At 76.9% G+C, this 13,007-nt stretch carries 12 protein-coding genes; 5 read left to right on the top strand and 7 right to left on the bottom strand.

Annotation, left to right across the window (positions count from 1 at the left end; translation table 11 throughout):
* Nucleotides 1–14: 14 nt before the first annotated feature.
* The 3 genes from ABZ914_RS09640 to ABZ914_RS09630 all read right to left on the bottom strand — a co-directional run bounded on the left by ABZ914_RS09640 (nucleotide 15) and on the right by ABZ914_RS09630 (nucleotide 6,353).
* Nucleotides 15–4,619 (bottom strand): cation-translocating P-type ATPase, encoded by a 4,605-nt coding sequence (locus tag ABZ914_RS09640; protein WP_500192600.1) that lies wholly within the window; start codon nucleotides 4,617–4,619, stop codon nucleotides 15–17.
* Nucleotides 4,620–4,717: 98 nt separating this feature from the next.
* Nucleotides 4,718–5,032: an isoprenylcysteine carboxylmethyltransferase family protein gene (locus tag ABZ914_RS09635; RefSeq protein WP_241755415.1), complete on the bottom strand. Its 315-nt coding sequence runs from the start codon at nucleotides 5,030–5,032 to the stop codon at nucleotides 4,718–4,720.
* Nucleotides 5,033–5,258: 226 nt separating this feature from the next.
* A complete protein-coding gene (locus ABZ914_RS09630) occupies nucleotides 5,259–6,353 on the bottom strand; it encodes a type III polyketide synthase (protein WP_277819873.1) in 1,095 nt (364 codons plus the stop codon).
* Nucleotides 6,354–6,455: 102 nt separating this feature from the next.
* Between ABZ914_RS09630 and ABZ914_RS09625 the strand changes: the two genes are divergently transcribed.
* The 5 genes from ABZ914_RS09625 to ABZ914_RS09605 all read left to right on the top strand — a co-directional run bounded on the left by ABZ914_RS09625 (nucleotide 6,456) and on the right by ABZ914_RS09605 (nucleotide 9,772).
* Nucleotides 6,456–7,097, top strand: a complete 642-nt coding sequence (locus ABZ914_RS09625) for a response regulator (protein ID WP_433241923.1) — start codon at nucleotides 6,456–6,458, stop codon at nucleotides 7,095–7,097.
* Between the two features lie 28 nt (nucleotides 7,098–7,125).
* Nucleotides 7,126–8,361, top strand: coding sequence for a sensor histidine kinase (locus ABZ914_RS09620; RefSeq protein WP_500192599.1), 1,236 nt, complete (start codon nucleotides 7,126–7,128; stop codon nucleotides 8,359–8,361).
* Nucleotides 8,362–8,432: 71 nt separating this feature from the next.
* The gene (locus tag ABZ914_RS09615) at nucleotides 8,433–9,101 is read left to right on the top strand and encodes a hypothetical protein (protein ID WP_500192598.1); all 669 of its coding nucleotides are present in this window, start codon (nucleotides 8,433–8,435) and stop codon (nucleotides 9,099–9,101) included.
* Nucleotides 9,102–9,201: 100 nt separating this feature from the next.
* Nucleotides 9,202–9,555, top strand: coding sequence for a PRC-barrel domain-containing protein (locus ABZ914_RS09610; protein WP_433241932.1), 354 nt, complete (start codon nucleotides 9,202–9,204; stop codon nucleotides 9,553–9,555).
* 46 nt (nucleotides 9,556–9,601) lie between these two features.
* Nucleotides 9,602–9,772: a hypothetical protein gene (locus ABZ914_RS09605; RefSeq protein ID WP_500192597.1), complete on the top strand. Its 171-nt coding sequence runs from the start codon at nucleotides 9,602–9,604 to the stop codon at nucleotides 9,770–9,772.
* 24 nt (nucleotides 9,773–9,796) lie between these two features.
* On the opposite strand, the gene ABZ914_RS09600 is transcribed toward ABZ914_RS09605, so the two are convergent.
* The 4 genes from ABZ914_RS09600 to ABZ914_RS09585 all read right to left on the bottom strand — a co-directional run.
* The gene (locus tag ABZ914_RS09600) at nucleotides 9,797–10,462 is read right to left on the bottom strand and encodes a DedA family protein (protein WP_500192596.1); all 666 of its coding nucleotides are present in this window, start codon (nucleotides 10,460–10,462) and stop codon (nucleotides 9,797–9,799) included.
* A gap of 60 nt (nucleotides 10,463–10,522) precedes the next feature.
* Entirely contained in the window at nucleotides 10,523–11,164 is a 642-nt protein-coding gene (locus tag ABZ914_RS09595) for a GntR family transcriptional regulator (protein ID WP_500192595.1), read from the bottom strand.
* A gap of 42 nt (nucleotides 11,165–11,206) precedes the next feature.
* The gene (locus tag ABZ914_RS09590) at nucleotides 11,207–11,965 is read right to left on the bottom strand and encodes an SDR family NAD(P)-dependent oxidoreductase (RefSeq protein WP_500192594.1); all 759 of its coding nucleotides are present in this window, start codon (nucleotides 11,963–11,965) and stop codon (nucleotides 11,207–11,209) included.
* Between the two features lie 42 nt (nucleotides 11,966–12,007).
* Nucleotides 12,008–13,007: ATP-NAD kinase family protein (locus ABZ914_RS09585; RefSeq protein WP_500192593.1), on the bottom strand; the 1,000-nt coding region annotated here is incomplete at its 5' end.

Below are 13,007 nucleotides of genomic sequence, written 5' to 3'. Positions count from 1 at the left end.
CGGCGCGGCCGCCGTCAGGCCGGCTCGGGGACGGGGGCGGGGGACGGCAGCAGGCGCGGCGCCAGGGCGGCGGCCAGCGTCGCCGCCACCGCCGACGCCGTGACGATCGCCCAGGCGCCCGGCCCGAGCGGCGTGCAGCCGAAGAACCCGCTGACGCCCGGCGTCTCGATCACCGCGACCAGCGCGGCGGCCGAGACGGCGCAGGTCGCCATGACGAGCGGGCTGCGCCAGCGGGAGATCAGCGTCTGCCCGAGCTGCGCGCCGACCAGCGCGGCGAGCGCCATCGTGGAGGCCCGGCGGCGGCCCCCCGGGACGAGCCGGGTCAGCCGTCCGAGCTGCCAGGACACCAGGGCCGCCGCGGCGGTCGCGGTCCCGCGGACGGCCAGCGCCCGCCGCATCTCGCGGCCGGTGAAGCCGCGGACCGGCTCGCCGCCGAGCGGCGCCGCCCCCTCCCCGCCGTAGTCGGCCGGCGTGATCGCGACGGCGAGCGCCGGGAGCATGTCGGTGAGCATGTTCACCACGAGCAGCTGCCGGGTGCTGAGCGGCGCGTCCCCGCTGAGCGCGGTGCCGAGGACGGTGAAGGAGACCTCGCCGGCGTTGCCGCCGACGAGGATCGCGGCGGCGTCGCGGACGCTGTTCCACAGCGCGCGGCCCTCGCGCAGCGCGTCCAGGATGAGCGCCGTGTCGGGAGCGGTGAGGACGAGATCGGCGGCGATGCGGGCGGCGCCGGAGCCGCGGCCGACCACCGCGATGCCGACGTCGGCGCGGCGGATGGCGGCGGCGTCGTTGGCGCCGTCGCCGGTCATCGCGACGACCCGGCCGGCCCGCCGCAGGTCCTTGACGATCCGGACCTTCTGCGCGGGCGACACGCGGGCGAACACCGCGGCCCGCTGGACGGCGGCGATCCGGTCGGCGGCGGCCATCGCGTCGAGCTCCGCGCCGGTGAGGACCCGGTCCGCGTCGGGGATGCCGAGCTCGGCGGCGACGGCCGCGGCGGTGTCCGGATGGTCGCCGGTGATCATGGTGGTGCGGACGCCCGCGGCGCCGAGCCGCCGCACGGCCTCCTGCGCGGTGGGGCGCGGGGTGTCGGCGATGCCGATGAAGCCGAGCAGCGCGAGGTCCTCGACGTGGTCGGCGATCCGGCCGCGCACCGCCCCGGGGTCGGGGACGGGCCGCTCGGCGATGGCGAGCACGCGCAGCCCCTGCCCGGCGAGCCGCCGCACGGTCGACGCGGCGGCGCGGCGCCGGGACGCGGTGAGCGGCTCGTCGCGGTTGGCGGAGGTGTGGACGCGGGTGCAGCGGGCCAGCAGCACCTCGGGCGCGCCCTTCACCGCGAGGACCGTCCGGTAGCCGTCGTGGCCGAGCGACGCCGAGAAGCCGCGGGTGGTCTCGAACGGCAGCTCCTCCGCGAGGGACCACCGGCCGTCCGGCGGCAGGTCGCCGACCCGGTCCAGGACGGCGCGGTCGGTGGCGTGCGGGACCTGCCGGCTCCCCGGCGGCGGGCACGCGCGCGCCGCGACGCGCAGGACGCGCCGCTCGCCCTCGCCGGTGAGCGGGTGCGGGCGGGCCGGGCCCGTCGCGCGGACGAGCCGGAGCCGTCCCTCGGTGAGCGTGCCGGTCTTGTCGAAGCACAGGGTGTCGACCCGGCCGAGCGCTTCGAGCGCCCGCGTCGACCGGACCAGCACGCCGAGCCGCGACAGCCGCCGCGCCGCCGCGAGCTGGGAGAGGGTGGCGACCAGCGGCAGCCCTTCGGGCACGGCCGCGACGGCGACCGCGACGCCGGAGCCGAGCGCGCGCCGCAGCGGCAGGCCGCGCAGCATGCCGAGCACAGTGACCGCCGCGCCGCCGAGCAGCGTGGCGGGCAGCGCCTGGTGGGTCAGCTCCGCCAGCCGCGCCTGCATGCTGGACGAGGCGTCGGCCGTCCCGGCGAGCGCGGCGGCGCGCCCGCTCTCGGTGGCCTCGGCGGTGGCGACGACCAGGGCGATCGCGCTGCCCGCGACGACCGTGGTGCCCTCGTACAGCATGCAGTGCCGGTCGGCGGGGTCGGCGCCGGGCGACGGCTCGACGTTCTTGTCGACGGGCACGGACTCGCCGGTGAGGGTGGCCTCGTCCACCTCCAGGGACTCGGCCCACAGCAGCCGGGCGTCCGCCGGGACGAGGTCCTCCGAGCGGAGCTGGATCACGTCGCCGACGCGCAGCCGGCCGGCCGCGATCTGCTCGACGGCGGCGGTCCGCAGGTGCGCGAACGGGTCGGCGGCCGTCCGGTCCGGCTCGGCGGCGGCCCGCACCCGGCGGGCGCGGGTCTGCTGGCCGAGCATCAGCTCGCCGAGCGCCTTCTCCGCGCGCATCCGCTGCGCGCCGCCGATCAGGGCGTTGCCCGCCATGACGCTGCTGACCAGCAGCGCGTCCACGCTGGAGCCGACCACGGCGGACGCGGCGGCGCCGAGCGCGAGCACCGGGGTCAGCGGGTCGTCGAGCTCCTGCCGCACCGCGGCGGCGAGCCGCAGGACGGCCTTCACCGGCCGTATGGCGGTCCGCTGCACCAGCGGTCCGGCCGTCCGCGGCTCCCGGTCCTCGCCGGGGCCGGCGGCGCGGGCCAGCCGCCGGGCGGCCTCCTCGGCGGTGAGGGCGTGCCAGGCGTCCCGGACGACCGGCGGCGGCAGCGGCCGGTGCTCCAGCCGCCGCGCGCTCAGCCCGTTGGCGAGCATCGCCATCAGCGACGCCGCGTGCACGGGCGGCAGGTCCGGCCAGGACGCGACGGCCCGGCGCAGCAGCGGCCCGCCGACGCGCCGCCGGGGCCGGCGTCCCGCGATCAGCAGCGCGCCGAGCGCCGACGCGCTCAGCGACAGCTCCGCGGCCCGGTCGCTGGCGCGCCGCGCGGGCCGGACGGCGGTCAGCAGCCGCCACGCGCCGGCGAGCCCGGGCCCGGTCACGAGGTCGGCGCGCCAGTCGGCGAGGCCGCGGCCGCGCAGCACGCTCACGCCGACGTCGGCGGCGTCCAGCGCCTCGTCCTGCCCGCTGGAGATCGCCAGCACGACGTGGCCGTCGCGCTGGAGACGGCGCACGGACTCCGCCAGGCCGCCGACGTCGACGGGGGAGTCGTCGCCCCAGGCGACCAGCTCCTGGATGCTGGCGTGCTCGGTTAGGACGACCACGTCGGCCGCCTCGTGCGCCGCCGACAGCAGTGCCTCCGCCAGGGGGTCGAGCGAGGAGCCGACCCGCACCCGGCCGCAGCGCCGGTCGCGCCGGTCCAGCAGGTCGAGGGTGACGCCCTGCGGGTCGGCGGGGCCGCCGGACGGGGCGTCCGGCGCGCGCGCGAGGCGCCACGCGTCCCCGTCGCCGTCTGCGGGCCAGGGGCCCGGTCCCGCGAGGTCGTCCGGCTCGCGGCCGGCCAGGACCGTGCCGGCCGCGCGCCAGACGTCCGCGTCGTCCATGCCGCCGGTGAGGGCGACGGCCGACAGCAGCCGCAGCTCCCCGTCGCACAGCACTCCCGAGTCGATGACGACGGCGTCGACCCGGTCGAGGCGGCGCAGCGCGGTGGGGTCGAGGGCGACCGTGCCGCGGACCGCCAGGTCGTGCCCCAGCACCGCGGCGAACGCCTCCCGGCCGTGCCGCGCCGCCTTCGGGACGGTCGCCAGCAGCAGGTCGGCGGCGGCGGACGCGTCCCGCGTGCCCGCCAGGACCCCGGCGCCGCCGAGCAGGTGCCCGAGCGCCGTCCGGTTCCCGGCCTTCTCGACCGGGCCGTCCGGCAGCGGGCACGGCCGCTCGGCGCGGCCGGCGCCGGCGTGCGGCAGCTCTCCGGCGACCGCGAGGTCCGGTTCGCGGCGCCGCCACACGTCGCGGCGCGCCCCGATCTCGTAGAGCTGGAAGGCGCGGTGCGCGGCGTCGGCGGCCAGCGGGGCGATGCCCTGCCCCGCCCCCTGGACGATGGCGTTGGCGGTGCCGAGCAGCGCGTCGGCGCGGAGCCTGCCGAGCTGCTGCTCCAGCACCGATCGGAAGCGCGGCAGCGCGTCCGCGACGGACACCGCGGCCCGCACGGGGCTCGGCATCGGCGGGAGGTTCAGCAGCCGTCCGGCGACGGCGCCGACGGCCCCGGCGCAGTCGGCGACGAGCGCGGACGTGGCGGCCGCCCAGGCCGCGTCGTCGTCGGGCGGCATCGCGTGCGCGGCGTGGTCGAACTTGTCCGCGTCGTGCGCCTCTTCGACGTCCTCGATGGTCGAGACGAGGTCGCCGGGGTCCACCGTGCCTTCCGCGTAGGTCACCATGACGCGGCCGGTGACCGCGTTGACCTCCGCCCAGTCCACGCCTTCGAGGCCGCGCAGCGCCTCCGTCAGCGCCCCCACGTACCGGCGGTGGCGCTCCCCGCCGCCTCCCAGCCCGTTGGCCTGTATGTGGGCCCGGCCGCCGTGCGCCCAGACCCGCCGCCTGCGCCCGCCCGAGGCGAGGGACGCGAAGGCCCCGAGGACGTGGGACGTGTGGCGCGCACCCGTCCGCACGCCGGTGGCGGTGGTCCGCGCGCCCAGTTCCGCGCCCTTGGCGGCCAGGTTCGACGCCGCGTCCGCGGCGGCGGCCGGCACGTTCAGCGCCGCCCTGGCCAGGGACGCTCCAGGAAACGCCACTGCCCGCCCCTCCCGCCCGCGCGGTTCGCCTTGCCCCCGACGATCGGCGGGTACCCGCGACCACGCTCAGTAAACGGGCGGTGCACCCGGCGGAGTCGTCAGCGCGCGCTCTGCGCCGCCTCCGCGGGAGGCGCCTGCCGGAGCGCCGCGTTCTCGACGCGGAGCCGCACGGCCAGCATCCCGAGGTTCGCGACGGTGAAGACCGACGCCGTGAGCCACGCGGTGTGGACGAGCGGCAGCGCGACGCCCTCCGCGACCACGGCGACGTAGTTCGGATGGCGCACGAGGCGGTACGGGCCGCGGTCGACGAGCGGGAGCCCCGGGACGGTGACGACCCGGGTGTTCCACTGCTCGCGCAGCGACGCGATGCACCACCAGCGCAGCGCCTGGGCGAGGACGGCGACGGTCAGCATCGGCCATCCCAGCGCCGGGACGAACGGCCGGTGCAGCAGCCAGACCTCCAGCGGCGCCCCCGCCAGCAGGAAGACCTGGACGGCGACGAACCCCGGATAGTGCCGCCGCCCGTACTCGACGCCGCCGCGCCGCCTGGCCCACGCGAGGTGGCGGCGCGACAGGGCGACCTCGGCGAGCCGCTCGGCGGCGACGAGCAGGATCAGCAGCGTGTAGGCGATCAGGGGGTCACCACCGCAGCAGCACCATCTCGGCGGAGAACCCCGGGCCGAGCGCCATGAGCAGGCCGGGCGCGCCGGGCGGCCGCGGCCGCCGCGCGATCGTCTGCTCCAGCACGTTGAGCACCGACACCGACGACAGGTTCCCGGCGCCGCGCAGCGACTCCCAGGTCAGGTCCAGCTCGCCGGAGTCGAGCCCGAACGCCTCGGCGATCGTCTCGATCACCTTGGGGCCGCCCGGATGGCAGACCCACGAGGCGATCTCGCCGGGGGACAGGCCGTGCCCCTGGAGGAACGCGGCGACGTCGTCGGCCAGGGTCGCCTTCACGTGGTCGACGAGGTCGGCGGCCAGCACGATGCGGAAGCCGTGCTCGCCGACGTTCCAGCCCATCAGCCGGGACGTGCCCGGGTAGAGGCGGCTGGCGGTCGCGACGACGCGCGGGCCCCGGCCCGGGCCGTCCGGGCGCCGCACGCGGACCCTCCGCCGGTCGCCGGCCGCGACCACGGCCGCGGCGCCGTCGCCGAACAGGCCGCTGCCCACCAGGTTCGCCACCGACGCGTCGTCGCGCTGGACCGTCAGCGAGCACAGCTCGACGCAGACCAGGACCGCGACCTGCTCGGGCCAGGCGCTCAGGTAGTCGTGGACGCGGGACAGCCCGGCCGCGCCGGCCGCGCAGCCCAGCCCGAACACCGGCAGCCGCCGGATGTCCTCGCGCAGTCCCACCCGCTGCGCCAGCGCGGCGTCCAGCGACGGGGTCGCCACCCCGGTCGACGAGCAGAACATCAGGTGGTCGACGTCCCCGGGGTCGAGGCCGGCGCCGTCGAGGGCGTCCCGGACGGCGCGTTCCGCCAGGTCCAGCGCGGTGGCGATGTAGGTGTCGTTGGCGGCGGTGAAGTCGGTGAGCCGGTCGTAGTCCTCGATCGGCAGCGCGAGGTTGCGGCCGCTCACCTGCGTCGCGGAGTGGAGCCGCGCGAGGAGCCGCTGGTCGGTCCGCACCGTCCCGGCGACGGCCTCGGTGATCTGCTGCTGGTCATAGCGATGTTCCGGAAGAACGGTCCGAACCGCCAGCACGCGCATGAGACCTCCAGCCCTCCCGCCTCCCATGCCCACCTTGACGGCGTCGATGCCGGTCGGACGGCGGTGAGGTGGTTCCGGCGCCGCGCCGGGCGGCTTCCGCCGGGTGATCGCCGCCGCGACAATGGGGCCGTGCTGCGGCTGGCGATCGTCGACGACCACCCGGTGGCCCGGCGGGGCCTGGCGGCCATCCTCGCCGAGGACGCGGACGTCCGGGTCGTCGCCTCGGTCGCGGCGCCCGCCGCGCTGCCCGACCCGGGCGGCTGCGACGTGGTGCTGTGCGACCTCTACCTGGACGGGGACCGCCCGTCCGTCGCGGCGGTCCGGGAGCTGAGCCGGGTCACGCGGGTGCTGGTGGTGTCGGCGGCGAGCCGACCGGCGGACGTGCTGGCCTGCATGGCGGCGGGCGCGGCCGGCTACGCCACCAAGGACATGGAGGAGGACGCGCTGCGGGCGGCGGTCCGCGAGGTGGCGGCCGGCGGGTTCCACCTGTCGCCGCAGCTCGCCGCGATCGTCGGGGCGGCGGAGCGGAGCCGGCCGGGCGGCGGCGGGACGGCGCTGACGGCCCGCGAGCGCGAGGCGCTCGACTGGATCGCCCGCGGGATGACGCACGCGCAGGCCGCGCGGCGGATGGGCGTCGCGCCGTCCACGGTCGACACGTACGTGAAGCGGATCCGCGCCAGGCTCCGGCTGGGCAACAAGGCGGAGCTGGCCTGGTTCGCCCGCAACCTCGCCGAAGGGGACCCCGGTGGACGCGGCGGCCCGCCCGGCTGACGCGGCACCCGCGCGTCCCCCCGCCGCCGTGCCTGCCGCCGTGTCCGCCGCCGTGCCCGCCGCAGGGGCGGCGGCGCGTCCCGGCGAGGCGGCGGCGCGGGTGGTGCGGATGGAGGCGTGGGCGCTGCTCGCCACCCGGCTGGCGGCCCTGCTCAACGTCGCGGTGGCGCTGGGCACCGGCGCGGGCGGCGGGCAGCTGCTCGGCCTCGCCGTCGTCCTGGCGGCCGCGATGTTCGCGGAGTCGATGCTGCTCGCCGGGTGGGCGCTGCGGCGGGGCGGGCCCGATCCGCGGGCGGGCTGGGCGGACCTGGCGGCGGGCTGCGCCGCGCTCGCGGCCAACGCGGCGCTGGTCGCCGGCGCCGACGTCCACACCTGGGGGTTCTTCGCCTACCCGTACACGCTGGTCGGGTCGTGCGCGCTCGGCCTGCTGTTCCCGCGCGCCTGGCAGGTCGCGGCGGGCGCCGCGACGCTCGCGCTGGTCTACGGGGCCGCCGACCACCTGTCCAGCGGGCAGCCGCTGTGGAACGCCGTGCCGAACGCCGCCAGCTACCTCGGCATCGCGCCCGTCGTGTGGTTCGTCGCGCGGCAGCTGCGCCGGATGGCCTCCGAGCTGGACGCCTCCCGCGCGGCGGCGCTGGAGCTGGCGCGGCGGCGGGCCGTCGAGGCGGAACGGGAGCGCCAGTCGCGGATGCTGCACGACCGCGTCCTGCAGACGCTGGAGACCCTCGGCGGCGGGACGTGGGTCGCCGACGCCTGGATGCGCGACCAGGTGCGGGCCGAGGCGGCCTGGCTGCGCTGGCTCGTGGAGCGGGGCGGCGCCGTGCCGGACGGCGACGTCCCCGACCTGGCGTCGGGCCTCCAGGCGCTCGCGCGCGACCGCGCCCGCGACGGGCTGCGGGTGGCGGTGCGGTTCCCGCCGCCTCCGCACGACGACCTGTCGGGCGTCCCGGACGTGGTGGCGGGCGCGCTGCTCGACGCCTGCCACGAGGCCCTGACCAACGTGATCAAGCACGCCGGGACGGACCGGGCCGTGCTGGGAGCCGCCGTGGAGGACGGCGCGGTCGTGGTGACCGTCGTCGACCAGGGCCGCGGGTTCGACCCCGCCGCCCGGCCCCGGCGCCTCGGGCTGTCCCGCTCGGTCGAGGGGCGCGTGGCGGACGTCGGCGGCACCGTCCGGGTGGACGCGGCGCCCGGCGCGGGCACCTGCGTGGAGCTGCGCGTCCCGCTGCCGGAGCCCGGCCGGGACGCCGCTGACCAGCGCTGACCGCCCTGTCCCCGAAACCGGGGACGGCGCGGGCCTGGCCCGGTGATCGTCCCGGACCGTACAACGTGACCATGCACAACGTGAACCTTCCGCCCGGCACGGGCGGCGCGGGGCGGGGCGGGACGCGGCGGCTCCGCCTGGGCCTGTTCGCGGGAGCCGCGGCCCTCGTGACGACGGCGGCGGGGCTCGGCGCCGCCGCCTTGGCGTCCTCCGGCGGCGACGGCGCCAGGAGCGCCTCCCACACGTTCGCGCTCCCCGCCGAGGGCGAGAACGACGCGGTGCACGCCCGCATGACGATGACCATCGGCAAGCCGACCCGGCACACCGGCTGCGGCCGGATGCGGACCGCCACCGTGTACCCGATCACGCTGACCATCCACAACGACGACCCGACCGGCTGGACCGAGGACTCCGACCGGAGCACGACCCCGGCCCTGGAATTCGCCCTCGCCCGGGCCGACGGCCGGCAGGACCCGGACGCGACGCCCGAGGACCCGTTCGTCGTGGCGGACTACAACTGCCGGTCCTTCGAGGCCGTCTCCGACAAGATCATGGAGATTCCCGCGCGCGGCGCGGCGACCGTCCACCTGGAGCTGCAGGCGTCGGCCGCCCCGGCCCACGCCCAGATCGTGGTCGCCGCCCTGCGGGCCGACTCGTTGACCAACGGCCTCGCCACGACGAAGGCCGTCTGGGCGCTCCGGCTCGACGGCGCCCCCTTCCCGCTGCCGAGCTCGTCCTGAGCCCCTGGTGAGCCCGCCGCCGCGCGGCACCGAGATATCCGCTCTGAACTGGGTAGATGTGGATTAAGGGGAAGAACGACTTGATGTCTGGGTGTGTGACATGTTCGCCATAGAGGACATACGGGAGTGGCGGGGGCACGACGTGGTCGACCCGTCGGGGAGCCGGATCGGGGAGCTGGAGGCGGTGTACGTCGACACCGCCACCGACCAGCCGTCCTTCGCCACCGTCAAGGTGGGGCTGCCGACCCGGCAGCGGCTGGTGTTCGCGCCGCTCGCCGGGGCCGCCGTGGGGCCGGGGCACCTGCGGCTCGCCCACGACAAGAAGGAAGTGAAGGGCGCGCCCTCGATCGGCACCGACGGCGAGCTGCCCGCGAGCGAGGAGCAGGCCGTCTTCGAGTACTACGACCTGCCGTACGGGGCGGCGCCGACCGAGCGCCGGCTGGGCCGCCGCTGACCGCCCCCCGAGCCGGGGGACGCGCGGGCCGAGGGGGGAGAGCGCCATGGTCCTGTTCCTGCTGCTGCTCATCGTCGCGATCGCGCTCGGCATCGTCGGGGTGGTCGTGAAGGGCCTGTTCTACCTGCTGATCATCGGCGTGGTGGTGTTCCTGGTCAGCCTGGTGCTGAGCGGGATCCGGATGGGCCGCCGGCGGGGGACGCGCTACCCCCGCTGACGCGCCCGCACGGCCGGGCCGGCGTCAGCGGGACCGGCGGTCCGCCGCCTCGTCCGCGTCCCGCCGGGACCCGCCGTCATGCCCGGACGGCCCGAACCGCTGCCACAGCCAGCGTCCGGCCTCGACCAGGACCGACACGCCGATGGCGATGCCGAGGCCGAGCAGCAGGCCCTTGAACGGGTCGTTCTGGAAAGCCGCCCCGCCCAGGTAGCCGATCATCGTGGAGTACGTGGCCCACAGGCCGGTGGCGAGCGCGTCGAACAGCGAGAACGAGCGCAGCGGGTAGGCGACGGCGCCCATCACGAGGGTCGCGGCCGTCCGCCCGCCGGGGATGTAGCGGGCGATGAGCAGGATGAGGCCGCCGCGCTTGTCGAGGAGCTTCCCGGCCTGGTCGTAGGCCTTGCGGCGGCGGCTGCCGGGACGCAGCCAGACCCGCTCCAGCCAGCCGCCCGCGTAGCGGCCGATGAAGTAGGAGACGTGGTCGCCGCAGAACGCGCCCGCCCACGCGGTGACGATCACCAGCGGCAGCCACGGCTTGCCGTGGTGGGCGAACACGCCCGCGGTCACCACCAGCGACTCGCTGGGGAAGACCGGGATGAAGGCGTCGACCATCGACAGCCCGAACAGCGCCACGTAGATCCACGGCGACGACATCAGGCCGCGCAGGTACTCCAGGATGGCGTCGCTCACGACCGGGAACCGTTCCCCGTGCCGCGGAACTGATGCACCGCGGCCCGGACCGGCGGGCCGTCACGCCTCCAGGCGCTTGATGATCCGGTCCTTCCCGCTCATCCAGTTGGCCTTCAGCGCCTCGACGGCCCCGGGCACGTCGCCCGCGACCAGCCGCTCGGCGATCCGCTCGTGCTCCTCCGCGGACCGTTCGAGGACCTCGCGGTCGCCCACCACGACCCGCTCGTACCGGTGCATCGTCAGCTTCAGCGAGGTGATGAGGTCCATGAGCCGCTCGTTCGGGCAGCCCGACAGCATCAGGTCGTGCCAGGCGTCGTCGTAGCGCTCGATGACCTCGTACTCCGCCTCCGGCACCGAGAACGCCCGCGCCTCCTCCAGCAGCCGCGGCGCCACCGAGCGCAGATCCCCGGGATCGGTCAGCTCCAGCGCCAGCGACTCCAGCGCCGCGACGATCGTGGTCAGGTCGTGGAACTCGCGGGGGCTCATCGGCGCGAACCGGAACCCCTTGCCCCGCTCGCTGACGATGATCCCTTCGCGCTCCAGCCCGATCAGGGCCTCGCGCAGCGGGGTGCGGCTGACCCCCAGCTCCGCGGCGAGCGCCATCTCGTTGATCGGCTGGTCGGGCGCGAACTCGCCGCGGCCGAGCCGTTCCAGGATCTCGTCCTTGATCTGCTCGCGCAGCGGGCGCCGTTCGATCGCCATGCTCGCGTCACCCTCTCCAGACGGCCGGCGGCCGCATCGTCGTCACGCCGTCCCGGCGCCGTCGACCGGGATCACCGCACCGCTCACGAACGCGGCCGCGTCGCTGGCCAGGAACGCCACCGTCCGCGCGATGTCGGCCGGCTGCCCGATCCGGCCGAGCGGCCGGTCGGCCGCGCCGGCGTAGAACGCCTCGGCCGGCTCCCCGAGCTGGCGGGCCTCCTCGGCGAGCATGCCGGTGGCCGTGTCCCCCGGACACACGCAGTTGACCCTGATCCCGCTCGCGCCGTGGTCGATCGCCATCGCCCGGGTCATGTTCACCACCGCGCCCTTGGACGCGCAGTACGACACCGCCCGCGCGCCGCCCTGGATGCCCCAGCCCGAGCCGGTGTTGATGATACTGCCGCCGCCCGCCGCCTCCAGCAGCGGAACGGCGTACCGGCTCATCAGCATCACCGACCGGACGTTGACCGCCATCACGAGGTCCCAGTCGTCCTCGGTGATCTCCGTGACGGTGGTGCGGCGGATGATCCCGGCGTTGTTGAACAGCACGTCGAGGCCGCCGAACCGGTCCTGCGCGGCCGCGACGGCGCGGGCGCAGTCGTCCGCCCGGGACACGTCCGCGCGGACGAACGCGGCGCGCCCGCCCGCCTTCTCGATGCCCGCCGCGACCTCGGCTCCCGCCTCGTCGACGTCGGCGAGGACGACGGCGGCGCCGAGCCCGGCCATCAGTTCGGCGGTGGCCCGCCCGATGCCGGACGCGGCGCCGGTCAGCACGGCGCGCTTGCCCTCCAGAGTGATCAACCGCTTCTCCTTCTCGTGAGATCAGTGGACGGGGTCGTGAGGTCAGTGGACGGGGTACATGGCGGCGCGGCCGTGCCCGGTCAGGACGGGCACGTGCCCGCGCAGTTCGGCGTCGAGGGCCTCGTCGCCGGTGTCGACGAGCAGCGGGCGGCCGCCGAGGCCCGCGAGCTTCGCCTCGGTCGCGACGACGATCAGCCGGTCGCGCCCGACGGCGCGCACGACGTCCGGGGAGATCTGCTGGTTGCCGCGGCCGAGCAGGAACCCCTGCCCGCCGATCGGGGTCACCGCCAGCCACGCCGGCGCCGACCGGACCAGTTTCTCCAGCGGGCCGGACGCCACGTCCACGGCGACGGCGCGCCGGTCGCGCAGCACATTGACGCCCATCACCGGCACGTCGGCGCCGAGCGCGGCGGCCACCGCCCGCATGGTGCCGCCCGGCCCGAGGACGAGCGGCTCGGACGGCCCGGCCCGGTCCGCGAGCTCGGCGGCGATGCCCGCGACCGACGACGGGGACGTGATCGAGCTGCCCATCTTGCGCTGCTGCACGCGGACCGGGACGTCCGGCACCGCCATGTGGCCGTGGAGCCGGGCCGAGACCCGGCCGTCGCGCACCGCGTCCTCGTCCAGGTCCATGACCTCGGCGGGGCGCGTCCCGGCGCCCGCGGCGAACAGCGCGGCGACCTCGCCGGCGGCCCGCGGATGGACGGCGAACACGGCCGAGTGCATCTTCACCCCGGTCGGGACACCGAGCACCGGCCCCGGAACCGCGCCGCCCCCCAAGTCGCCGAGCGCGTCGAGCACGTCGCGGGCGGTGCCGTCGCCGCCCGCGAACAGCAGCAGGTCCACGCGCGGGGCGAGCGCGGCGGCGGCCGCCCGCGTGTCGGCGGCGGTGGTCGGGTCGCCGGGCTCGTAGACGACCGTGGGCGCGAGCCCGGCGGCACGCGCGGCGTCGGCGCCCATCGGACCGGCGGCGGTCAGCATCGCGCTGCTCGGCTTCATCGGCATCGCCGACACCCCGCGCCCCACCGCGCAGGAGGCCGTG

This window comes from Spirillospora sp. NPDC046719 (assembly GCF_040645715.1).
Taxonomy (GTDB): domain Bacteria; phylum Actinomycetota; class Actinomycetes; order Streptosporangiales; family Streptosporangiaceae; genus Spirillospora.
The sequence above is the reverse complement of the archived record's forward strand: the minus strand, read 5'-3'. Positions and strand labels throughout refer to the sequence as shown.

Excerpts from the sequence above, each read along its gene's own strand:
- ABZ914_RS09635 (WP_241755415.1), bottom strand. The coding sequence starts at position 5,032 with ATGCTGACCGTCGCCGTCCTCGCCCAGGCGCTGCGCTGGTGGTGCATC.
- ABZ914_RS09630 (WP_277819873.1), bottom strand. The coding sequence starts at position 6,353 with ATGGGAGGCGGGAGGGCTGGAGGTCTCATGCGCGTGCTGGCGGTTCGG.
- ABZ914_RS09615 (WP_500192598.1), top strand. The coding sequence starts at position 8,433 with ATGCACAACGTGAACCTTCCGCCCGGCACGGGCGGCGCGGGGCGGGGC.
- ABZ914_RS09610 (WP_433241932.1), top strand. The coding sequence starts at position 9,202 with ATGTTCGCCATAGAGGACATACGGGAGTGGCGGGGGCACGACGTGGTC.
- ABZ914_RS09605 (WP_500192597.1), top strand. The coding sequence starts at position 9,602 with ATGGTCCTGTTCCTGCTGCTGCTCATCGTCGCGATCGCGCTCGGCATC.
- ABZ914_RS09595 (WP_500192595.1), bottom strand. The coding sequence starts at position 11,164 with ATGGCGATCGAACGGCGCCCGCTGCGCGAGCAGATCAAGGACGAGATC.